This is a genomic window from Lentzea sp. NPDC037011 (genome assembly GCF_055607425.1).
In genome coordinates, this window is sequence record NZ_JBVJRT010000001.1 from 548,810 (window position 1) to 568,650 (window position 19,841).

21 protein-coding genes and 3 tRNA genes are annotated in these 19,841 nt (G+C 71.3%); 11 read left to right on the top strand and 13 right to left on the bottom strand.

Features of this window, described 5'->3' with window-relative positions:
* The first annotated feature begins 57 nt into the window (after nucleotides 1–57).
* Entirely contained in the window at nucleotides 58–873 is an 816-nt protein-coding gene (locus ACZ7CH_RS02770) for a glutamate ABC transporter substrate-binding protein (RefSeq protein ID WP_360396890.1), read from the top strand.
* Here the strand turns inward: ACZ7CH_RS02770 and ACZ7CH_RS02775 are convergent.
* A complete protein-coding gene (locus tag ACZ7CH_RS02775) occupies nucleotides 870–2,018 on the bottom strand; it encodes a L,D-transpeptidase (protein WP_470373036.1) in 1,149 nt (382 codons plus the stop codon). The genes ACZ7CH_RS02770 and ACZ7CH_RS02775 overlap by 4 nt on opposite strands.
* Before the next feature lie 325 nt (nucleotides 2,019–2,343).
* Between ACZ7CH_RS02775 and ACZ7CH_RS02780 the strand changes: the two genes are divergently transcribed.
* Complete coding sequence (locus ACZ7CH_RS02780) at nucleotides 2,344–2,547, top strand: cold-shock protein (RefSeq protein WP_030473173.1); 204 nt, start codon at nucleotides 2,344–2,346, stop codon at nucleotides 2,545–2,547.
* 91 nt (nucleotides 2,548–2,638) lie between these two features.
* On the opposite strand, the gene ACZ7CH_RS02785 is transcribed toward ACZ7CH_RS02780, so the two are convergent.
* The 4 genes from ACZ7CH_RS02785 to ACZ7CH_RS02800 form a co-directional block, all read right to left on the bottom strand.
* On the bottom strand, nucleotides 2,639–2,938 hold the full coding sequence (locus ACZ7CH_RS02785; protein WP_360396845.1) for a hypothetical protein: 300 nt from the start codon (nucleotides 2,936–2,938) through the stop codon (nucleotides 2,639–2,641).
* A gap of 415 nt (nucleotides 2,939–3,353) precedes the next feature.
* A complete protein-coding gene (locus ACZ7CH_RS02790; protein ID WP_458430082.1) occupies nucleotides 3,354–5,594 on the bottom strand; it encodes a heavy metal translocating P-type ATPase in 2,241 nt (746 codons plus the stop codon).
* Nucleotides 5,594–5,800 carry a heavy-metal-associated domain-containing protein gene (locus ACZ7CH_RS02795; protein ID WP_360396847.1) on the bottom strand — a complete coding sequence of 69 codons (207 nt, stop codon included), beginning with the start codon at nucleotides 5,798–5,800 and terminating at the stop codon, nucleotides 5,594–5,596. The genes ACZ7CH_RS02790 and ACZ7CH_RS02795 overlap by 1 nt, the downstream gene beginning before the upstream one ends.
* Before the next feature lie 56 nt (nucleotides 5,801–5,856).
* Entirely contained in the window at nucleotides 5,857–6,153 is a 297-nt protein-coding gene (locus tag ACZ7CH_RS02800) for a hypothetical protein (RefSeq protein WP_360396848.1), read from the bottom strand.
* A 154-nt stretch (nucleotides 6,154–6,307) separates the two neighbouring features.
* On the opposite strand from ACZ7CH_RS02800, the gene ACZ7CH_RS02805 reads away from it, so the two are divergent.
* The 5 genes from ACZ7CH_RS02805 to ACZ7CH_RS02825 all read left to right on the top strand — a co-directional run bounded on the left by ACZ7CH_RS02805 (nucleotide 6,308) and on the right by ACZ7CH_RS02825 (nucleotide 7,829).
* Complete coding sequence (locus tag ACZ7CH_RS02805; RefSeq protein WP_360396849.1) at nucleotides 6,308–6,553, top strand: hypothetical protein; 246 nt, start codon at nucleotides 6,308–6,310, stop codon at nucleotides 6,551–6,553.
* 123 nt (nucleotides 6,554–6,676) lie between these two features.
* Nucleotides 6,677–7,294 carry a ScbR family autoregulator-binding transcription factor gene (locus ACZ7CH_RS02810; RefSeq protein ID WP_360396850.1) on the top strand — a complete coding sequence of 206 codons (618 nt, stop codon included), beginning with the start codon at nucleotides 6,677–6,679 and terminating at the stop codon, nucleotides 7,292–7,294.
* A gap of 246 nt (nucleotides 7,295–7,540) precedes the next feature.
* Nucleotides 7,541–7,613 (top strand) — tRNA-Glu (locus ACZ7CH_RS02815).
* A 54-nt stretch (nucleotides 7,614–7,667) separates the two neighbouring features.
* A tRNA-Asp gene (locus ACZ7CH_RS02820) sits at nucleotides 7,668–7,741 on the top strand.
* 14 nt (nucleotides 7,742–7,755) lie between these two features.
* A tRNA-Phe gene (locus ACZ7CH_RS02825) sits at nucleotides 7,756–7,829 on the top strand.
* A 46-nt stretch (nucleotides 7,830–7,875) separates the two neighbouring features.
* Here ACZ7CH_RS02825 and ACZ7CH_RS02830 read toward each other — a convergent pair.
* Nucleotides 7,876–8,577: a protein phosphatase 2C domain-containing protein gene (locus ACZ7CH_RS02830; RefSeq protein ID WP_470373185.1), complete on the bottom strand. Its 702-nt coding sequence runs from the start codon at nucleotides 8,575–8,577 to the stop codon at nucleotides 7,876–7,878.
* A 64-nt stretch (nucleotides 8,578–8,641) separates the two neighbouring features.
* On the opposite strand from ACZ7CH_RS02830, the gene ACZ7CH_RS02835 reads away from it, so the two are divergent.
* Both ACZ7CH_RS02835 and ACZ7CH_RS02840 read left to right on the top strand, forming a co-directional pair.
* A complete protein-coding gene (locus ACZ7CH_RS02835; RefSeq protein WP_065915808.1) occupies nucleotides 8,642–8,851 on the top strand; it encodes a helix-turn-helix domain-containing protein in 210 nt (69 codons plus the stop codon).
* Nucleotides 8,848–9,375, top strand: coding sequence for a Clp protease N-terminal domain-containing protein (locus tag ACZ7CH_RS02840; RefSeq protein ID WP_360396851.1), 528 nt, complete (start codon nucleotides 8,848–8,850; stop codon nucleotides 9,373–9,375). Before ACZ7CH_RS02835 ends, ACZ7CH_RS02840 begins: the two co-directional genes overlap by 4 nt.
* Here the strand turns inward: ACZ7CH_RS02840 and yczE are convergent.
* Nucleotides 9,341–9,979 (bottom strand): membrane protein YczE, encoded by a 639-nt coding sequence (gene yczE / locus ACZ7CH_RS02845; RefSeq protein WP_470373037.1) that lies wholly within the window; start codon nucleotides 9,977–9,979, stop codon nucleotides 9,341–9,343. The two genes, ACZ7CH_RS02840 and yczE, sit on opposite strands and share 35 nt — an antisense overlap.
* 61 nt (nucleotides 9,980–10,040) lie before the next feature.
* On the opposite strand from yczE, the gene yczR reads away from it, so the two are divergent.
* Complete coding sequence (gene yczR / locus ACZ7CH_RS02850; protein ID WP_470373038.1) at nucleotides 10,041–11,477, top strand: MocR-like transcription factor YczR; 1,437 nt, start codon at nucleotides 10,041–10,043, stop codon at nucleotides 11,475–11,477.
* 299 nt (nucleotides 11,478–11,776) lie between these two features.
* Here yczR and ACZ7CH_RS02855 read toward each other — a convergent pair whose 3' ends face one another.
* From ACZ7CH_RS02855 to ACZ7CH_RS02875, 5 genes are all read right to left on the bottom strand, one after another.
* Nucleotides 11,777–12,805, bottom strand: a complete 1,029-nt coding sequence (locus ACZ7CH_RS02855) for a hypothetical protein (RefSeq protein WP_470373039.1) — start codon at nucleotides 12,803–12,805, stop codon at nucleotides 11,777–11,779.
* A gap of 960 nt (nucleotides 12,806–13,765) precedes the next feature.
* On the bottom strand, nucleotides 13,766–15,883 hold the full coding sequence (locus ACZ7CH_RS02860; RefSeq protein ID WP_470373040.1) for a CHAT domain-containing protein: 2,118 nt from the start codon (nucleotides 15,881–15,883) through the stop codon (nucleotides 13,766–13,768).
* Nucleotides 15,880–16,239, bottom strand: a complete 360-nt coding sequence (locus ACZ7CH_RS02865; RefSeq protein WP_470373041.1) for a hypothetical protein — start codon at nucleotides 16,237–16,239, stop codon at nucleotides 15,880–15,882. Before ACZ7CH_RS02865 ends, ACZ7CH_RS02860 begins: the two co-directional genes overlap by 4 nt.
* Complete coding sequence (locus ACZ7CH_RS02870) at nucleotides 16,236–16,766, bottom strand: RNA polymerase sigma factor (RefSeq protein ID WP_470373042.1); 531 nt, start codon at nucleotides 16,764–16,766, stop codon at nucleotides 16,236–16,238. The genes ACZ7CH_RS02865 and ACZ7CH_RS02870 overlap by 4 nt, the downstream gene beginning before the upstream one ends.
* 96 nt (nucleotides 16,767–16,862) lie before the next feature.
* The gene (locus tag ACZ7CH_RS02875; RefSeq protein WP_360396858.1) at nucleotides 16,863–18,026 is read right to left on the bottom strand and encodes a pyridoxal phosphate-dependent aminotransferase; all 1,164 of its coding nucleotides are present in this window, start codon (nucleotides 18,024–18,026) and stop codon (nucleotides 16,863–16,865) included.
* Nucleotides 18,027–18,055: 29 nt separating this feature from the next.
* Here ACZ7CH_RS02875 and ACZ7CH_RS02880 point away from each other — a divergent pair, with 29 nt between their 5' ends.
* Nucleotides 18,056–19,303, top strand: coding sequence for a DUF445 domain-containing protein (locus ACZ7CH_RS02880; protein ID WP_470373043.1), 1,248 nt, complete (start codon nucleotides 18,056–18,058; stop codon nucleotides 19,301–19,303).
* Here the strand turns inward: ACZ7CH_RS02880 and ACZ7CH_RS02885 are convergent.
* Nucleotides 19,276–19,764: a CGNR zinc finger domain-containing protein gene (locus ACZ7CH_RS02885; protein ID WP_360396859.1), complete on the bottom strand. Its 489-nt coding sequence runs from the start codon at nucleotides 19,762–19,764 to the stop codon at nucleotides 19,276–19,278. The two genes, ACZ7CH_RS02880 and ACZ7CH_RS02885, sit on opposite strands and share 28 nt — an antisense overlap.
* Nucleotides 19,765–19,841: the final 77 nt, after the last annotated feature.

The window sequence follows — 19,841 nt, forward strand, 5'->3', positions numbered from 1 at the left end:
GCCGCTGGTACGTAGCATTGCGCACGACTCCACACCACCCCGGAAGGTCCTGTCGTGATCCGTCGTGCTGCGCTTCTCGCTGCTGTCGCGGTGTTCGCCACTGCTTGTGGGAGCGGTGACACGGCCACCGTCGTCGGTCGTGCCGGTTCCGGGAAGCTGACCATCGGCATCCGGTACGACCAGCCGGGACTGAGCGAGCGGCGGCTCGACGGCCGCTACGTCGGGTTCGACGTCGACGTGGCCAAGTACGTGGCGAACGAGCTGGGCGTGAAGGAAACAGGCATCACCTTCAAGGAGGCCCGCGGCGCCGTCCGGGAGTCGATGCTGGAGAGCGGCGAGGTCGACCTGGTCGTCGCGACCTACTCGATCACCGACGCCCGCAAGGAGAAGGTCGCGTTCGCCGGCCCGTACTTCGAGACCGGCCAGGGCATGCTCGTCCGCTTCACCGAGACCTCGATCACCGGTCCGGAGACCCTCGACGGCCGCAAGCTGTGCTCGGTCAAGGGGTCCACGTCCGCGCAGAAGGTGAAGAACGACTACGCCAAGGGCGTCACGCTGATCGAGTACGGCCAGTACTCGGACTGCGTGATCGCTCTCATGGCGGGCAACGTCGACGCCGTCTCCACCGACGAGGTCATCCTCGCGGGCTTCGCGGCGGAGAACCCGGAGCTGCTCAAGCTGGTCGGCAAGCCGTTCTCCGAGGAGCGCTACGGGATCGGCCTGCCGAAGGGCGACGACGAGAGCCGCGCCGAGGTCAACGAGGCCATCGAGAAGATGATCTCGACCGGTGAGTGGAAGCGGGCGCTGGAACGCAACGTAGGCCCGTCGGGTTACTCGATCCCGGCGCCGCCCCAGATCACCGAGAAGTCCTAGCCGGTCACGGCGGACTTCGACCGCCAGGTCTCCCAGTCGAGCGCCCAGTCGTAGTAGTCGCGGTCGGCGGGCCCGAGCTTGACCGACGAGTTCAGCACCTCGACCGGGTCACCGATCATCGTGAGGTCGAAGAACGTCTTCGCGTCGGCCGGTGAGAGGTTCGCGCAGCCGTGCGACACGTTCTCCTTGCCCTGCGCGTACATCGAGCCGGCGTACTCGTGGACGAACTCGCCGTTGTTCGACAGCAGCACGGCCCAGGTGACCGGGACGTCCTTGTAGTTGAACACCGTGCTGGACATGGTGCGGCTGGCTTCCTTCTGCATCACCACGTGCGTGCCGGAGCGGGTGACCCGGCGCGGGTCGGTGTCGAGCCCGTACGAGGCCGGGAAGTCGTGCAGCTGCACGCCGTCGCGGTAGACGACGAACCGGTGCGACTGCGTGTCCGCCTTGACCACCAGCGCGCGGTCCGCGATAGCGAACTGCACGTGCAGGTCCTCCGCGCCGTACGCGCCGCCGCCGAACGGGACGCCGTGGACGTTGACGTCCACGGACACCTGCGTGCCCGGCTTGTAGTACTCCTTCGGCCGCCAATGCGCTTCGCGGTCCGACAGCCACGCCCACGCGCCCTCGGTCGGCACCGACGTCGTGACCGTCATGGCCTTCTGCACGGACGCCTTGTCCTGCACCGGCGCGCTGAACGTGATCTTGACCGGCATCGCGACGCCGTAGGTCTGGTGGTCACCCACGTTCGCCGACGCGCTCGTGAGGCGGCCCGGCTTCACCGTGCGGAACGAACCGGAGACCGGCACGTCCGCGCCGTCCTCGCCCTTCGCCGACCCGGACCACGTGTAAGCCTTGTCGTAGCCCAGGTCCTCGGTGGCCACCCACCGGTCACCGGTCAGCTCACCCTTGACCACGCGGTTGCCGGGACCGGTGAGCGCAACCGAGGTCAACTTGCCCCCGGTGACACCGACCTCGAACGGACCCGCCGGGCTGATCCCCTCACCCGACGCCGGCGTGACGGTCACCGCCGCCTTCGCCTTCTCCTGCACGACCGGTGCCGCATCGGGCGCCGACGGTGCGTCGGGCGCGCCGCCGCACGCGGTCAACCCCAGCAGTACAGCCAACATGAACGGCCGGAACACGCGTTCTCCCCGAGATCCCCCTGGAACTGATGCTCAGAGGACGCGCGAGCCACCAACGAGTTGCTCAAGGGTTCGTTATCACCCTCATGGACCAGCGCCTTTGGTCCTGTTGAGGCACTCGGCTGGCTGGATTTCACCTGTAGTGCTATGACGCGGCACACGTTAGGCTTCTCCGCGCAGGCCGTGGTTTCTGTGTTCGTGCTTCACACGCTCGCGGAACGACACGCGGGCGTGCTGTGCGCTCGATTCGAGCGGGCCGAACGCCCCCGGGACGGCCGGGGTTGCACGGTGCAGCCCCAAGCTTTCCTGCGATGGAGGCAGGTACATGGCACAGGGCACTGTCAAGTGGTTCAACTCCGAGAAGGGCTTCGGCTTCATCGCCCAGGACAACGGCGGCGCTGACGTCTTCGTCCACTACTCGGAGATCCAGGGTCAGGGCTTCCGCACCCTGGAGGAGAACCAGCGCGTGGAGTTCGAGGTCGGTCAGGGCACGAAGGGCCCGCAGGCCCAGAACGTCCGCGCGATCTGATGTGATTCGCCGCAGCAAGACGTAACTGAGAAGGACCCTCGGCCGGGCTCGGCCGAGGGTCCTTCTTCGTGCTGGGGTGACTGCGCAGGGGTCAGTTGCCGCGCTGGCGGGCTTCCCACTCCAGTCGCTGCATGACCCACTCCGTGGCGAGCGCGCCGGGGGAGGTCTGGCGTTCGGCGGCGAGCTCCTTGAGCTGCTCGTTGGCCATCAGCTGGAGGCGCAGCTGGTACACCTGCGCGTTGCCGAAGCCCGAGGCGGTGGTCTCGTTGTCCGAGTCCGGGGCCAGTGCGGCCAAGTAAGAGGTCAGCTCCTCGTCGGGCGTCGTCTCCTGCGGTTCGTCCGCGGGGCGGTGACGGCCGGACTTGGAGCGTCCGAGGGATCCGATAGGCACCGGAACACGATAACGGCTCGGTCACGGAACCCAAACCCATGTGACCTGAGTCACCCGCCCATGTGCCTCCCCCGCTGCTGCCGAAGTGCACGCGGGGAGCTTTCGTACTCCAGGAGGGCACGCGGGGTCCCCGCGTGTCCTCCTGGAGGTGGCGGCGGGGGCAGAGGTGGCGGAGGGAGCAACGGGAGGTGGCGGCGGGAGCAGCGGTGGCGAGCCGGCTCGGCGTCGAGCCGGCTGGGGGTCCGGGGCGGCCCCCGGCTGGGGTCTGGGGGCTCGGCCCCCAGAAGGCACCTCCGACCGACCGCGGCGAGGCGTCAGCCGAGCAAGGTCGGCCGGAGAAGAGGAGAGGCCCCCGCGCCAGGGGGAGGAACGCGGGGGCCGGAGGGGATCTCCACAGGCGCTGACCGGGGGTGTGTCAGCAATCGGATTGTTGCACGCGCACGCGGCGCTGCGGGAGAGGTTGCGCGGAAGATTCTTGAGTTGCCGATGGGCGGAATTGCCGCAGTCGCAAGCTGTTGGTAACAACGAACACGCTGCTGAAGGCCATCGCGGCCCCCGCGAGCATGGGGTTGAGCAGCCCGAGCGCCGCGAGTGGAAGTCCAGCGACGTTGTAGGCGAACGCCCAGAACAGATTCCCCTTGATCGTGCCCAACGTCTTGCGTGACAACCGAATTGCGTCCGCAGCCACGCGCAGGTCGCCGCGCACCAGGGTCAGGTCGCTCGCCTCGATGGCGGCGTCGGTGCCGGTTCCCACGGCCAGCCCCAGGTCAGCGGCCGCGAGCGCGGGCGCGTCGTTCACGCCGTCGCCCACCATGGCCACGACTCGGCCCTGTGCCTGCAGATTCCGGATGGCCTCGACTTTTCCGGCGGGCAGCACGTCGGCGATCACCTCGTCGATGCCGACTTCCCGTGCCACCGCCGCAGCGACGACAGCGTTGTCCCCCGTCAGCAGGACAGGTCGCAGGCCGAGTTCCCGCAGATCGCGAATTGCTTGTGCGGACGTGGGTTTCACGGTGTCCGCCACCGCGATCAACCCGACGACCGCGCCGTCAAAAGAAACCGCGACCACCGTGCGATCGGCGTGCACGACTGCCGCCGCGGACAGCGATTCGGGGACTTCGGCATTCCGCAGCCGGCCGACGGCAACGCGGCGGCCGTCCACCACGCCGCTGACGCCGACGCCGTCCGTGGACGCGAAGTCGGAAACGGGCCTCGGTTCCGGTGCGGCGCGGACGATGGCCGCGGCGATGGGGTGCTCGGAGGCGTTCTCGACCGCCGCCGCGCACGACAGCACCTCGGCGCGGGACACGCCGTCGGCCGGGACCACGTCGACGAGCGCCAACCGGCCCGTGGTGACGGTGCCGGTCTTGTCGAGCACCACCGTGTCCACGCGCCGGGTCGACTCCAGCACCTCCGGGCCCTTCACCAGGATGCCGAGCTGGGCGCCGCGGCCGGTGCCCACGAGCAACGCCGTCGGCGTCGCGAGCCCCAGCGCGCACGGGCAGGCGATGACGAGCACCGCCACGGCCGTCGTCACCGCGAACTCCAGCGGCCGCCCGGCGAGCAGCCAGGCCCCGAACGCCACGGCGGCGATGGCGACGACGACCGGCACGAACACCGCCGACACCCGGTCGGCGAGCCGCTGCACGTCCGCCTTGCCCGCCTGCGCCTGCTCGACGAGCCGGGCCATCCGCGCGAGCTGCGTGTCCGCGCCGACCGAGCGGGCCTCGACGACCAGCCGGCCGCCCGCGTTGACCGTCCCGCCGACGACCGGTGCGCCCTCGCGCACCTCGACCGGCACCGACTCGCCGGTGACCATCGAGGCGTCCACGGCCGAGCTGCCCTCGACGACTACCCCGTCCGTGGCGATGCGCTCACCCGGACGGACCACGAAGCGTTCGCCGACCCGGAGCTGCTCTACCGGCACGCGGGTCTCCACGCCGTCGCGCAGCACCGCCACGTCCTTGGCGCCGAGCGTCAGCAACGCCCGCAGCGCGGCACCCGCACTGCGCTTGGACCGGGCCTCCAGCCACCGCCCGAGCAGCAGGAACACGGTCACGCCGACCGCGACCTCGAGGTAGATGTCGCCGGAGGACGCCGGCCGCGGCAGCAGGCTGAACTCGTGCCGCATGCCGATGGTCCCGGCGGCGCCGAACACCAACGCGTAGAGCGACCACAGGTACGAGACCGTGACGCCCATCGACACGAGGGTGTCCATCGTGCTGGCGCCGTGCCTCAGGTTGACCGCGGCCGCACGGTGGAACGGCCAGCCGCACACCCACACGACCACGCTCGCGAGCGCCAGCGACACCCACTGCCAGGTGGGGAACTGCCAGGCCGGAACCATCGAGAACGCGATCACCGGCACGCCCAGCGACGCGGCGAGGACGAACCTCAGCCGCAGGTCACCGGCGTCGCCCTCCTCGGGCTCGGCGACCGGCTCCCGCGCGTCGTACCCCGCCGCCCGCACGGTCGACACCAGGTCGTCCACGCGCATGCCGACCGGGAACTGGACGCTGGCCTTCTCGGTCGCGTAGTTCACGGTGGCGGAGACGCCGTCGAGCCGGTTCAGCTTGCGTTCCACGCGACGCGCGCAGGAGGCGCAGGTCATGCCGCTGATGCTGAGCTCGACGTGGCGGGGTTCGGTCGTGGTCATCAGGCGACCTGGTACCCGGCCTCGGTCACGGCGGCCTCGACCTCGGACCGGTCCAGCTCGCGGTCGCTCGTGACGGTCACCGCTCCGGTCTCGAGCACCACGTCGACACCGGTCACGCCGGCGACCTCGGACAGCTCCTCGGTGACCGAGCTGACGCAGTGGCCGCAGGTCATGCCGGTGACGGTGTAGGTGGCAGTGACGGACATGGAGTCCCTTCCTCTCGATCGGGACTCCGATGATACCCACCCAGGGTATGGCGACTCTACTGAGGACCGTCGGGTTTCGGCTGGTCCAGGTTCTGGATGTCCTTCTCGATCTTGTCCACCAGCGAGTCGAGGCCCGCGAGCATCTCGTCCAGCTGGGCCATCCGCGAACCGAACGCGGACTCGATGTCGGCGTCGATCGTGGCGAGGTCGATCCCGCTGATCGCCTTCAGGATCTCCTGCGGATCGGGTGCCGGCGGGATGGTGCCCGGCTGGGGGTCACCCCCGGGCTCCGGCGCAGGTCGGGGGTTTTGGCCTGCGGCTTCGGGGGAAGGCTCCGGCGTGGGGTCGGTCATCGGTCCATCTTCCACTGGCCACCTCCCCATCGGACAGACGGCACACCTGTACGGAAAGTAACGCTGGGTGTTGGTGGAATCACTCTGCGGGGGGCTGCGGCCGTTGTCCCAGGTCGCTTAGCCTCGCGCCAACCTCAAGTCGGGGAGGGCACTCATGAGCGGCTCACTGGAAGTGCGCAAGTTCCTGTGGACGCAGGACGACGGCATGCAGAGGCAGGGCGGCCCCAACGTGCCGGCCCAGCGCAGCGGAGAGCCCTCGCGGATCTCCGACGAACAGGTCCACCGGGCCAGGCTCGCGGTCGCGCGGAGCGCACTGGGCACCGAGGACTGCAGGACGCTGCTGGACATGCTGGGGCTGTCACCCGGCGAGGACGGCGGGACACCGCCGGTCCAGCGGTGAGGCGGTAGCGAAGCAGAGGCGGCCCTGGCCGAGGCGCGCACCCCCCGGAGCGCGTCTCGAAACAGGGCCGCACCTGGAAACATACCCACGGGTCTCTTTAGCGGCAACGACTAACCTGGAGCCATGCCCCAGCAAGACCGGGCGTATGCGACACGGGAGGCGATTCTCCGCGCCGCGGCGCAGGAGTTCGACCGGCTCGGCTACGACCGCACGTCGCTGACCGCCGTGCTCGCGCGCGCCGGTCTCACCAAGGGCGCGTTCTACTTCCACTTCGCGTCCAAGGACGCCGTCGCCGGTGCTCTCACCGAGTACCAGCACGACTTCTGGGTGGAGATGCGGCAGCGGTGGCACGCGCGCGGCCTCGACCCGTTGCACACCCTCGTCGGCATGGTCGTCGAGTCCGCCGACCGGATGGCGGCCGACGTCGTGCTGCGGGCGGGCGTGCGGCTGACCGCCGACCGCGAGGTCGGCTATCCGGGCGTCCCGAACTCCCACCTCATGTGGGAGAAGATGATCGCCGCCTACGTGGCGGAGGCGGGCGAGTGCGGTCACCTGCGCGAGGGCGTCGACCCGGCGGCGGTGGCGCGGACGATCTGCGGCGCGACCCTCGGCGCCCGGTTGATCTCCTCGGCGACCACGATGTGCGCCGACTTCCCCGACCGGCTGCGCGAGGTGCTCCGGCTGGTGCTGCCCTCCGTCGCGAACGACGCGTGGCTGAGCGCCTGGGACGGGCTCTCCTGACCGCTCCTGCGGAGTTACCCAGGTCACACAAGATCGTCGGAAAACCTCCGTTCGACCCGTGTTCACCACCGATTGGGCCCTTGAGCTGGCATTTGCCGTTTCCGGACGCTTCCGCGAGATCGTCCCGCGCGCTTCGTCCGGCCTGCTTTTTCGACGGTTTTGGCAGGTCAAGGCATAAGTGAGACCCCCGTTTTGGAGGTGCGCGGACCTATGTCATATGCTTACGATGCTTCCAGAGACCAGCTAGTCCCCATCATCTAGCGGCCTAGGATCCCGCCCTTTCAAGGCGGTCGCGCGGGTTCGAATCCCGTTGGGGGCACGCAGTAAAGCAAGATGATGCAGTAAGGTACGATCTGCACGACAGCAAGAGCAAGGCCCAGTGGCGCAGTTGGTTAGCGCGTCGCCCTGTCACGGCGAAGGTCGCGGGTTCGAGTCCCGTCTGGGTCGCTTTTTTCTCTCATGGCCAGGTAGCTCAGTTGGTACGAGCGACCGCCTGAAAAGCGGTAGGTCGGCGGTTCGACCCCGCCCCTGGCCATCCCTCTTCGAAAGAAGCCCCGCGAGTCTCGCGGGGCTTCTTTCGTTCATGCGGTGATCCGGACGACGGCTTGGTCGTCGTGCGTTTTGCAGCGCGGCCACCGGATGTGTTCCGGATCACTGCGCTCGGCTTCCCTGATCCGGTCGAGCGCCGCACCGAGCGGGAGCTCCGCGAGCTCGTCCCACGAGAACAGCCCGTACTCGGACACTCCACACGAGACACCGTCCGTGGCGACGACCACTTTCTTGATCATCTCTCGCGGCCAGCTCGCGGTCAGCGCCTGGCGGCCCGCCTCGGGATCGGCCTCCGCGACCCAGTAGCCGCCGGGCCTGTTCGTCCACCGCAGGATGTCCGGGTCCGGCCGGAGGTTGGCCAGCCGGGTGTCCTCGACCACGTCCGTGGTCCGTCCGAACGCGACGACCGGGGTGTCGCACAAGACGAGGGCGTCGATCGTCTCGTCGTCCCACCGCACGATCGCCGCGGTGGCGGCCGGGGAGTCGCCGGGAACGAGGTCGTGCTCCGCCACGAGGGACGTGATCGCCTGCGCGAGGAGCTCGGTCAACGGCGTGCCGGCGTCCATCGTCCTGGCCAGCTCGTCGGCGAGCCGGGTGGCGTACCAGCCGCCGTTGCGGTCGGGCGGCCGGGTGCGCGAGGTGACCCCGTCGAGGACCACGACGGCGTTGGGCAGCACGCGGATCCGGTCCTCGGTGACGCGTCCGGGAGCGCCCTGTTCGGCAGTCTCGATCATCACCGCTCCACCGTACGTGTCAACCCCGGTTGACGAACCCTCATTGTCAACGTACGTTGACGGCATGACGGAAGCGACGGATCTCGCCACAGCGGCCGGTGATCGCGACCCGAAGATCGGGTTGCGGGCCGTCAGCGCGTTGCGGCGACTGCTCGAACACCTGGAAGCGGCCCAGGTCCGCAGTGCGCGGGCGCAGGGCTGGTCGTGGCAGGACATCGCGGCGGAGCTCGGGGTGTCCCGCCAGGCGGTGCACAAGAAGCACGGGGGACGATGATGATCGCGGAGCGGTTCACGAAGGAAGCGCGCGAGGCCGTGCAGAAGGCGGTCGCGGACGCGGAACGGGTGCACGCGGGCGAGGTCGGCGTGGAGCACCTGCTGCTGGCGTTGCTGGACACGCCGGTGCTGGCCGGGTTCGACCTGCCGCGCGAGGAGCTGGAGGCGGAGTTCCGCGACTACCGGCGCAAGGGCGGGCTGACCAAGGCGGACGCGGATGCGTTGCGCGGCTTGGGGATCGACGTCGACCAGGTGATCGACTCGGTCGAGCAGTCGCTCGGCACGGGCGTGCTGCGGCCGGGGCCGCGGCGGCGCTGGTTCGGGATGCCGCTGGAGCCGGAGTTCAAGAAGGCGCTGGAGAAGAGCCTGCGCGAGGCCCGCGACCTCGGCCACAACCACCTCGGCAACGAGCACCTCGTGCTGGCTCTGTTGCAAGGCAAGGGGATCGTGGCCGAGGTGCTGGCCGAACGCGGGGTCGGGTACGCCGAGATCAGGAAGCGGGCTGCGAGCGCTCGTGCCAGGTGAGGTGCGGCAGGAACAGCTGCGAGAGCGGGCCGATCCCCAGCGCGTACAGGACCGTGCCGATGCCGACGGTGCCGCCGAGCAGCCAGCCCGTGCCGAGCACCAGCAGTTCGAGGACGCTGCGCGTGAGGCGCAGCGAGAGGCCCGTGCGGCGGCAGAACCCGGTGACGAGGCCGTCGCGCGGGCCCGGTCCGAGCCGGGAACCGACGTAGGCGGCGAACGCGACCGCGTTCAGCACGATGCCCAGCGCCAGGAACACGATCCTGGGCACGAGCCCCTGCGGCGCGGGCAGGATCGCGAGGGTCGCGTCGACCGCCAGTGCGATGACGACGACGTTCGCGATCGTGCCGACGCCGGGCTTCTGCCGCAGCGGGATCCACGCCAGCAGGACCAGCACGCCGGTGATCGCGGTGATCAGGCCGAAGCTCAGGCCGGTGCGTTCGGTGAGGCCCTCGTGCAGCACGTCCCACGGGTTCAGGCCGAGCGTCGCGCGGATCTGCAGCGCCATGCTCGCGCCGTAGAGCCACAGCCCGGCGAGGAGCTGCGGAAGGCGACGGGCGGGGGAGATCCGGACGGAGACCTGGTGGAGTGCGGTCGTGGAGGCCATGTGGTCATACTGAGGCGCGATTGGCCTGGTAATCCATAGCCAATTCTGGGAAATTGGCCTCATGCTCCCACCAGGTGGACGTATATCGGGTGCTCGGCTGGCTCGGCTGCTCGGGTCGTGGCGCAAGCAGGGTGCCCGGCAGGGGTCGGCCGACCTCGCCACCGCGATCCGGCTGCTCGTGGCGGACGGCCGGCTGCCGGTCGGCACCCGGCTGCCGTCGGAGCGCGAGCTCACCGACGCACTCCCGGTGAGCCGCACGACGATCACGGCCGCGCTCGACCAGCTGCGCGGTGAGGGGCTGGTCGCATCCCGGCGCGGCGCCGGATCGTGGATCGACGGCCCGGTCGGAGGCGGCGGTGGCATCGTCGGCGGCGACGACGCGTTGATCGACCTGACCCGGTGCGCGCCGCCCGCCCACCCCGGCCTGCGCCAGGCGATGGCGGCGGCGCTGGCGCGGATGCCCGAGCACCTGGTGTCGCACGGGTACCACGAGCGCGGCCTGCCCGTGCTGCGGCAGGCGATCGCCGACCGGTACGCGGCACGGGGGCTGCCGACGTCACCGGACCAGATCGTGGTCACCTCGGGCGCGCAGCACGCGTGGGCGCTGGCGCTGCGGCTGTTCGCGGGACCGGGTGACCGGGTGCTCGTGGAGCAGCCGACCTACCCCAACGCGCTGGAGGCGGTGCGGGCCGCGTCGGCGATCCCGGTGCCCGTGCCGATGACCGGCGACGGCTGGGAGGTCGACGCCTACGAGGCGGCGCTGCGGCAGGCAGGTCCCCGGCTGGCCTACCTCATCCCGGACTTCCAGAACCCGACCGGCGCCCTGCTGCCCGCGGCCGGCCGTGAAGCGCTCGCCGCCGCGTTGAGGAAGGCGCACACGCCGGTGGTGGTGGACGAGACGCTGGTCGAGCTGTCGCTGACCGATGACCGGATGCCACCGCCGATGGCGGCGTTCGGCGGCGATCTGGTGGTGACGCTCGGATCGGCGAGCAAGTCGCACTGGGGTGGACTGCGCGTCGGGTGGATCCGGGCGTCGGCGGAGATCGTGCACCGGCTGATGTCCACGCGCGCGGCGATCGACCTCGGCACCCCGGTGTTCGAGCAGCTGGTGCTCACCGAACTGCTGACGGACGCGGACCCCGTGTTGCGGCAACGGCGCCTGGAGTTCGCCGCTCAGCGGGACGTCGCGGCGGAGGCGCTGCGGCTGCACTGTCCACAGTGGAGCTTCCAGGTCCCGGCCGGTGGGCTCGGGTTGTGGTGCACGCTCGACGCGCCGGTGAGCACCCGGATCGCCGTGGTGGCGCAGAACCACGGCCTGCGGCTCGTGCCCGGCCCGCGCTGGGCGGTCCACGGCGGCTGCGAGCAGATGCTCCGAGTGCCGTACACGCAGTCGCCCGAAGTGCTGCGCGAGGCGATCGGCCGTTTGGGTGTGGTAGCTGCATCCGTTGCGGGCACTGGATTTCCGTCGGATGCCGACGTCTCGGTGCCGGTCGCGTGAGACACGTCGGCCCGGTCTCCCACAGCGGTGGAGACCGGGCCGACGAACTTGCCAACGGAGTGGCCTGCGGCGGGGGACGTCCCAGGGATTGGCGTCCCCCGTCCGCAGGTTTCCCCGTGCGGTCCGAGGCTGCGGGGGCAGCGCGGCACTCGGACCAGACCCGACCTGCCAGGGCGCGGTTGGCAGGTCAGGAAGACTGGGGGTTCCTTGCGTACAACGGGAAATACGAGGAGGAGTTACTGGCGCGACGGCACGAGACGGTCACAAATCGCGCAGAGGGCAGACCTGTCCTGTCGGACTCAGTCGGGTGACGTGCTCGGCAGGCCGGGAAGGCTGCCGGGGGACCGACCGTCGCGGCGTTCCTCGACCGACCACGTGGCCGGCGGGAACAGCTCGTTGCGCGACGTGAGCACGGCCAGCACGCCGCGCGTGCCGCCGGAGTTGTCGGTGTGGCTCGACGACGCGGACGCCGTCGTGGTGACCGGGGCGGGCTGGGGCGCCGGAGCGGGCGCGTCCCTGCCGGGCTCGGTCCAGGTGAGGTCGGCCTGCTGCGGCGCGGGCTCGGCCTGTGGCGTGGGCTGGCTGAACGTCCGCAGCGGCTGCGGCACGTACTTCGCGACCGCGACCGCGACGGGCGCGGCCGCCGGCGGCGGAGGAGCGGGCAGCTCGGCGGCGGCCCTGGCGGCCAGCCGCGCGGCGCGGACCTGGGCCTTCGCCCTGATCACCTCGGGCGGCGCCTTGTTCGAGACGGTGCCGGACCGGGAGTTGGAGTGCGTGCCGCCGGTGAAGTCGAGCACCGGGCCGTCGTCGTGGTCGTCGTCCCCGGCGGGGTCCTCCGGCCGGTTCGGCGGGACGAACCCCGGTACCGGGACGTCGTCGACCGGCTGGTGCTGCTCGATGAAGGACGTGGTGAACGCGGTGGCCCAGCCCGCGGGGTCGTCGCTCAGGCTCGGGGCGGTGAACAGCTGCGAGGCGTCGAGCGCCTGCGGTTCGTCCGCGGCCTGCGGTTCGTCGAGGGCCTGCGGTCGGTCGAGCGGCTGCGGTTCGCCGGCCGGGGTCGCTGCCAGGGTCTCGGTCGCCTGCTCGGCCAGCGGTGCGGTGGGCGCGGCGGTCTCGGGGCTCTGCTCCTGGACCGGCTGCGGTGCCGTGACCGGTGCGGCCGGGTCGAGCGGTGCGGGAGCTTCGGTCGTGATCTCGACGGCGGGCGGTGCCTCCACGGGGTTCGCGTCGGCCGAGGCGGGCGAGCCGCCCATCAGCCAGGCCGCGGCCGTGAACCCACCGAGGGCAGCGGCCCGCAGCAGCAGTGCGACAGCTCCACCACCGGCCACAGGATCACCACCGTCCACCGTTCGGGCCACCGTCAACGCCGCAGCGCCGTCGGAGGTCGACGTTGAGCTATGTCTAGCACCGGTGGGTGGTTTTGCGAACCAACTCGCCGCAAACCACACGGAAGGGCGGTCACGTGCGGCTGTCCGTGTTCGCCCCGATCGGGCGCGAACACCGTCTGTGTGGTCATCGGATCGAGTGACATCGCGCTCCGGTCTCCTGTGGACCTCGCCGCAGCGCGGGATGGTGTCCGCTGTGGACGCACCGAAACAGGTCAAGAGCCTCTCTGAGCTGGCCGGTCACGCGTCGGAGGCCCTCGGTCCGGTGCACGTGCACGATCCAGGCGGTCCGAACGAGTGCTTGGTCCGTTCGGGGGAAGTCATCGTGCTCCCGGAGGACGCACCCACTGTGCGCAAGCGTTTGCGGGGTGTCTGCTCGCACGAGGAGGCCGTTCCGGGGGCCGTCCGGATGCACCTGAAGGCGGCGCACGCACTGCGCGTCGTCCCCATCGCCCGCGACGTCGGTGCCGCACCGCACCACGTCCACCTCGCCTGCCCGATCATGATCGGCACCTCCCGCCCGGTCATCGGTGGCCACCTGCCGTCGTTGCGAGGGGAGGGGTCCGTGGCGTTGCTGGACACCCCTCTCGATGCCCCGCACGGCGCGTTGGTCGCCGGTGTGCTGCGACACCACGGTGCGACCGTCCGCCCGTTCCCCGTCCTCACGCCGTCCGGCTTCGGCTCCGACCTCGCCCTCGCCGCCGCACTGCGCGCCACCCGCTCGGTGCCGGTGGTCCTGGTGTCGTCCGGCACCTACACGTTCGACGACGCCTGCCCGCCGGTCCTGGCCGCGTGCGGCGGCAACGTCGTCGCGGCCGCGGGCAACGGCGGGTCCGCCCGTCCGTGGTGGCCCGCCGCCCTGCCCGCCGTGACCGCCGTGGGCACCTCCGACCCGTTCTCCGGTCACGGCCCGTGGGTCGACGTGGTGACCAACGGGACCGACGTGCCCGCCAGCGTCGGCTCCGCGCAGTCGCTGTGCACCGGCACCTCGTTCGCCGCCGCGCTGCACGCCGCGACGCTCGTGCCGGTGCCGTAGCAGCTGAAGCCCAGGTGGGCGACGGCGCGCGCGGCCGCCGCGGGGTGGTCGAGCCGCCGGTGGACCGCCGCCATGGCCGCGCCGACCTGCCGGTCCGGGACGGGCAGGACGCTCGCCAGCACCGCCCTCGTGCCGGCGTCGAGGAACGCCCGCGCGAGGCCCGACTCGCAGGCCGAGAGCACGACGACCTGCGGCGGGTGCTCGACGCGGGCGAGGTCGTAGCCGTAGAGCGGGCCGTCGTCGAGCTCCAGGTACGAGAACAGCGGGTTGTCCGCGTTGACGACGCCGTGCGCCGCGATGTGGGCGATGCCGGCGCCTTCGAGGCCCCGCAGCGTCTCCTCCACAGTGGATCCGAGGACCGTGCCGCCGTGTTCCCGGTGCAGCGCGGTCACCTCCTCGTGGCCGAGGTCCGGTCCGGCGACCCACACCCTGCGGCCACCGGGTCGCGGTGGGCACCAGCGGTCCAACGCCGGCACCACGTGCACCTTCGGCCGGAGCGCGGCCCACGGCATGTCGCGCAACACGCCGTCCGGGACCACCACGACCTCCTCCACCTGCGGCAACAGGTCGTTGTCGACCGTGCGGCCCGCGCGCAGCGCCAGCTTGGCCGCCTGGACGAGCGCGGCCGGATCGGCCACGACGCGGACGCTCTCCGGCGTCACGGCCAGCACCTGTCCCCTGTGGACGACGAAGCTGACCACCGGCAGGTGACCGGGAACCTCGTCGCCGGAGGGGGACCGCCGGGCCGTGGCGACGGTCAGCCGGCGGATGTCCCGTTCCAGCGCCTCGACCGGACCGCCGAGCGCCCGCGCCCGCCGCAGCCCGGCCAGCGCGCTCGCGAGCGCCGGATCGCCCGGCGGCAACGGCGACGGGTAGCTGCGGCGGTGCCGCTCGCCCCACCGCAGCACCTCGCGCGGCGTCCGGGCGAGGTCGAGCGCGCGTCCGGTCAGCTCCCGCCGCACCCACTCGTTGGCGAGCCCGGCGCCGTCCTCGTCGAGGACGCGCAGCCCGGCCCGGCACGCCGCCAGCGCACCCCGCCGGTCCGACCGCCTTGCCTGCGCGAGCCACCCCAGCGCCCTGGTCCTGGCCGGTCCGCGGAACCGCTGGGCCGCGACCGCGTCGACCTCGCCCGCGGCCAGCATCAGCTCGCCGTCCGGTCGTCCGGCCTTCCGGTAGAGCCGCAGCGCCGTGGCGGTGTCCCCGCGTCGCAACGCGCACCGCGCGCCGAGCAGCACCGCCTCCGGTGACCGCCGTCCGCACCGCTCCAGCAAGGCGAGCGCGGGCTCCACCACCCGGTGCGCCTCCTCGTCCAGCCCGGCCGCGAGCAACGCCTCCGCCCGGTCGACCAGCGCCTCCGGCCGGCTCGTGGAGTCGAGACCGGCCCGTGCCGCCTCCTCGTACCGCCGCAGCGCCGACGGCAGGTCACCGGCCAGCATCGCGACGAAACCCCTGTTGTGCAGGCACATCGCGATTCGGCCGCTCTCGCCGATCGTCCGCAGCGCCGCCGCGGCCGCCGTGAAGTCCGCGTCCGCGCCGGCCAGCCGCAGGGCGTAGCACCGCGCGATGCCCCTGCCGATCAACGCGTTCGCGAGCCACCGCTGGTCGTCGTACCGGCGCAGCTCCCTGATCACGGCGGTCAGCTCGGCCATTGCCGGACGCGGGTCGGCCGACCGGCACAGGTGCAGCCCGCGCAGGCAGCGCGCCCGCGCGAGCTCGTTGCCGCGCAGCTGCGGCGTGGCGAGGTCGAGGTGCCGCAGGCTCCGGGTGCGACGGCCCCGGTCCAGGTCGATCCACGCGAGCGTCAGCCGGAACCGCGGTTCGCCGGTGAGCCGCAGGCCGCGCTGTGCCAGCGCGGCCGCCTCGTCGAGGTGCCCGAGCTCGACGTGGGCGACGCTCAGGTCGTGCAGGGCCTGGGCGCGTTCGGCCGTGGAGCCGCGGACCACCGTGCCGGCGATGGTGGCCCGCGGGTCGGCGCTGGCGCTCACGCGACGAACCAGTCCGTGGTCAGGCCCAGCTCCGGCACGCAGACGCACACCGGCCCCGGCGCGACCTCGGCGCGGAACCAGCCCTCGGCGTCCGGCGCGACCGCCCGCACGGCCTCCGGTGAACGCACCTCGACGGTGCCGGTCACGCCGTCCAGGACGCCGGTCAGGCGCGGGCCGTCGAGCTGCAGGTACATCCGGCCGGTGCCGACGTGGAACACGAGCTGCCGCGACGGGCCGCGGACCGGCTCGTCGACGACCGCCATGGGGGTCAGGCCGGTCGGGACCGGCGCACCGACGGCCGGGGGCACGTCGGCACCGAACAGCGCGGCGATCTCGTCGAGCAACGGGTCCCTCACCGCGCCACCGCCAGCTTCCGGCGCAGCGCGGTGAGGCACCGGGTCCGCGTCGGGCCGACGCTCCCCAGCTTCATCCCCAGGGCGTCGGCAACCTGTGCATAACTCAGCTCGGGGCTGTGGGCGGCGATCCTCAGCAGCCGCTGGCAGCGTTCGTTCAACGTGACCAGCGCCGTCCACAGCCGGTGGGCGCGGTCGTCGCCCAGCACGACGTCCTCGGGTGTCGGCAGGGCCGACTCCGGCTCCCAGCGGTCGACCGGGACCTCACGGCCGCGGCTGCGCAGCACGGCGATGCTCTGCCTGGTTGCGGTACGGAGCAGCCACCCGGCCAAGGCCTCGGGATCTCGCAGCCGGGTGAGGTGTTCTGCCAGGCAGAGCCACGTGCACTGGTAGACGTCGGCCGCGTCGGCGTGGCTCAGGCGGAACGATCTGGGCACCGACCAGACCAGCCGTGAGTAGCGCTCGACGAGCGCGTCCCAGCCCGTGGCCCCGGCTCGTGCGGACTGGACGACCTCGGTGTTGGAGTTCATGCCATTTGGAGTGGAACGCCGTCGGCACGGCTCCGCCGCTCACCCGAAAGTGGTTTGTCCACAGGTGTGGAGAAACTCATCCACACCTGTGGACAACTACAGCTTGTGGAGTCGCTCCACGGCCTCGTCGATCACCGCGTCCTGCTTGCAGAACGCGAACCGGATCAGGTGCTGCCACTCGGCCGGCCGGTCCGTGAAGACCTGCACGGGCACCGCGGCGACCCCGATCCGCGCGGGCAGCTCGCGGCACAGCGCCAGGCCGTCGGTGTAGCCGAGCGGGCGGACGTCGGCGCAGATGAAGTACGTGCCCTCCGACGACCGCACCTCGAAGCCCGCCGCGCGCAGCCCCTCCGCCAGCCGGGCCCGCTTCGCCGCCAGCGAGTCGCGCAGCGCCGTGACCCAGTCCAGCTCGGTGGTCAGCGCCTGGGCGACGGCGGGCTGGAACGGCGCCCCGCCCACGAACGTCATGAACTGCTTCGCCGCGCGCACCGCCGCGACCAGTTCGGCCGGGCCGCACACCCAGCCGATCTTCCAGCCGGTGCAGTTGAACGTCTTGCCCGCGCCCGAGATCGACAGGGTCCGCTGGGCCATCCCCGGCAGCGAGGCCAGCGGGACGTGCTGCCGGCCGTCGAAGACCAGGTGCTCGTACACCTCGTCGGTGATCGCCAGCAGGTCGTGCTCGACGCACAACGCGGCGATGGCGCGCATCTCGTCGACGGTGAACACGGTGCCGGTCGGGTTGTGCGGCGAGTTCACCAGGATCGCGCGCGTGCGCGGCGTGACCGCGGCCCGCAGCGCGTCGACGTCCAGCGCCAACCGGCCGGACGAGTCCTCGCGCAGCCCCACGGTCACCCTGGTCGCGCCCGCGAGCGCCACCGACGCCGCGTACGAGTCGTAGTAGGGCTCGACCAGCACCACCTCGTCACCCGGCTCGACCAGCGCCAGCAGCGAGGCCGCGATCGCCTCTGTGGCGCCGACCGTGACCAGGACCTCGGTGTCCGGGTCGTAGGAGGTGCCGTAGCGCGACCGGTGCGCGGCGATGGCGGCGCGCAGCACCGGCATGCCGGGGCCCGGCGGGTACTGGTTGACGCCCGACGCGATGGCCGACTGGGCCGCCGCGAGCATCGACGCCGGACCGTCGGTGTCGGGGAAGCCCTGACCGAGGTTCACGGCGTCGTGCTGCACGGCCAGCCCGGTCATCTCCGCGAAGATCGTCGAGGTGAACGGCTGCAACCTGGGGACTAGCGCTGGTACCCGCACAACGCAGGATCTTCACGGACAATGGTGCCGTGGAGCAACTGACCGCCGCTGACCAGCAGAAGCGCACAGACCTGCGCAAGATGAAGGTCGTCGCCACCAGCTTCCTCGTGGGTGCGACGGTCGTCTTCTTCGGGACCCACGCCTTCGAGGGCGCCTGGGTCGGGTACGTCCGGGCCGCCGCGGAGGCCGGCATGGTGGGCGCGCTCGCCGACTGGTTCGCCGTCACGGCCCTGTTCCGGCGCCCGCTCGGCCTGCCGATCCCGCACACCGCGATCATCCCGACCCGCAAGAACATGTTCGGCAAGACGCTCGGCGACTTCGTCGGCGTCAACTTCCTGAGCAAGGAGATCGTCCAGGACAAGCTGCGCCGCGCGGGCATCGCCGAGCGCGCCGGTGCGTGGCTCAAGCAGCCGGAGAACGCCGAACGCGTCACCAACGAGCTCGCGAACGTCCTCAAGGGCGCGATCACCGTGCTCAAGGACGAGGACGTGCAGGCCGTCGTCGAGCAGGCGATCGTCAAGCGCGTCACCGCCAAGCCGTGGGGCCCGCCGCTGGGCAAGCTCCTGGAGCAGGTGCTCACCGACGGCGCCCACCACAAGCTCGTCGACCTGATGTGCGACCGGGCCTACGAGTGGGTGCGCGACAACTACGACAAGGTCAGCCTCATCGTCACCGACCGCGCGCCGGCGTGGTCGCCCAGGTTCGTCGACTCGATGCTCGGCGACAAGGTCCACACCGAGCTGGTCAACTTCGCGTGGGCGGTGAAGACCGACGTCAACCACCCGATGCGGCTCGCCGTGGACCAGTTCCTGATCGAGTTCTCCGCGGACATGCAGAACGACCCGGCCACCCTGCAGCGCGCCGAGCAGGTCAAGCAGCAGGTCATCAACCACCCCGACGTGCAGAAGCTGATCAGCAGCGCGTGGGGCACGGCGAAGAAGATGCTGCTCGACGCCGCCGAGGACCCGTCCAGCGAGCTGCGCAGGAGGGTGATGCAGGGGCTGGTCACGCTCGGCACCAACCTGACCGACGACCTCGAGCTGCGCGCCAAGGTCGACGGCTGGCTGGAGCAGGCCGCCGGGTACGTCGTGAGCAACTACCGGGCCGAGATCACCACGCTCATCACCGACACCGTCGAGCGGTGGGACGCGGAGGAGACCTCGCGCAAGATCGAGCTGCAGGTCGGCAGGGACCTGCAGTTCATCCGGATCAACGGCACCGTGGTCGGCGCGCTGGCCGGTCTGGTGATCTACACCGTGGCCAACGTGCTGTTCTGAGAGGCGCGCGAGCGTTTTCGGAACGTCCTGGCCTTCTCGCGGTTGCCGCACACCCGCATGGAGCACCAGGTGCGGGAGCGGTTGCGGGATCTGTCGAAGAACGCGCGCAGGCAGTCGTCGGCGGGGCAGATCTTGAACCGCTCCCACGACCCGAGCACCGCGAGGCGGGCCGACGCCGCGAGCACCGCGCCCACCGCGTCGCTGCTCGCGAGCATCGGGACGCCGCCGGTCAGCTCGACGTGCACCACGCCGGCCGCCGTGCGCGGCCCTGACGACCCCTCGATGGACGAGCGCAGTGCCGCCCGCGCGGCGCGCGCCTGTGCGATCTCCCCGCTCCGCCCGAGGCCGCGTTCGGTCACCCACGCGCGCCAGGAGGCTTCACTGTCCAGTACGTGTCGAGTGTTCAGGAAGTCGAGCAGCAGCTCGACGTCGTGATCCCAGCCGACAGTCAGACCAGTCACCCCACCACTGTAGGCGCCACGGCGGTTGCCCGTCAGGACATCCGGGAATGCACCCGGTGTATACACGGGGTGTACAG

What these genes read in the sequence shown, in the direction of transcription:
- ACZ7CH_RS02790 (WP_458430082.1), bottom strand. Translation starts at nt 5,594, where the DNA reads ATGACCACGACCGAACCCCGCCACGTCGAGCTCAGCATCAGCGGCATG.
- yczE (WP_470373037.1), bottom strand. Translation starts at nt 9,979, where the DNA reads ATGGCCTCCACGACCGCACTCCACCAGGTCTCCGTCCGGATCTCCCCC.
- ACZ7CH_RS02800 (WP_360396848.1), bottom strand. Translation starts at nt 6,153, where the DNA reads ATGACCGACCCCACGCCGGAGCCTTCCCCCGAAGCCGCAGGCCAAAAC.
- ACZ7CH_RS02870 (WP_470373042.1), bottom strand. Translation starts at nt 16,766, where the DNA reads ATGAACTCCAACACCGAGGTCGTCCAGTCCGCACGAGCCGGGGCCACG.
- ACZ7CH_RS02835 (WP_065915808.1), top strand. Translation starts at nt 8,642, where the DNA reads ATGACGGAAGCGACGGATCTCGCCACAGCGGCCGGTGATCGCGACCCG.
- ACZ7CH_RS02805 (WP_360396849.1), top strand. Translation starts at nt 6,308, where the DNA reads ATGAGCGGCTCACTGGAAGTGCGCAAGTTCCTGTGGACGCAGGACGAC.
- ACZ7CH_RS02830 (WP_470373185.1), bottom strand. Translation starts at nt 8,577, where the DNA reads ATGATCGAGACTGCCGAACAGGGCGCTCCCGGACGCGTCACCGAGGAC.
- ACZ7CH_RS02810 (WP_360396850.1), top strand. Translation starts at nt 6,677, where the DNA reads ATGCCCCAGCAAGACCGGGCGTATGCGACACGGGAGGCGATTCTCCGC.
- ACZ7CH_RS02840 (WP_360396851.1), top strand. Translation starts at nt 8,848, where the DNA reads ATGATGATCGCGGAGCGGTTCACGAAGGAAGCGCGCGAGGCCGTGCAG.
- ACZ7CH_RS02780 (WP_030473173.1), top strand. Translation starts at nt 2,344, where the DNA reads ATGGCACAGGGCACTGTCAAGTGGTTCAACTCCGAGAAGGGCTTCGGC.
- ACZ7CH_RS02795 (WP_360396847.1), bottom strand. Translation starts at nt 5,800, where the DNA reads ATGTCCGTCACTGCCACCTACACCGTCACCGGCATGACCTGCGGCCAC.
- yczR (WP_470373038.1), top strand. Translation starts at nt 10,041, where the DNA reads ATGCTCCCACCAGGTGGACGTATATCGGGTGCTCGGCTGGCTCGGCTG.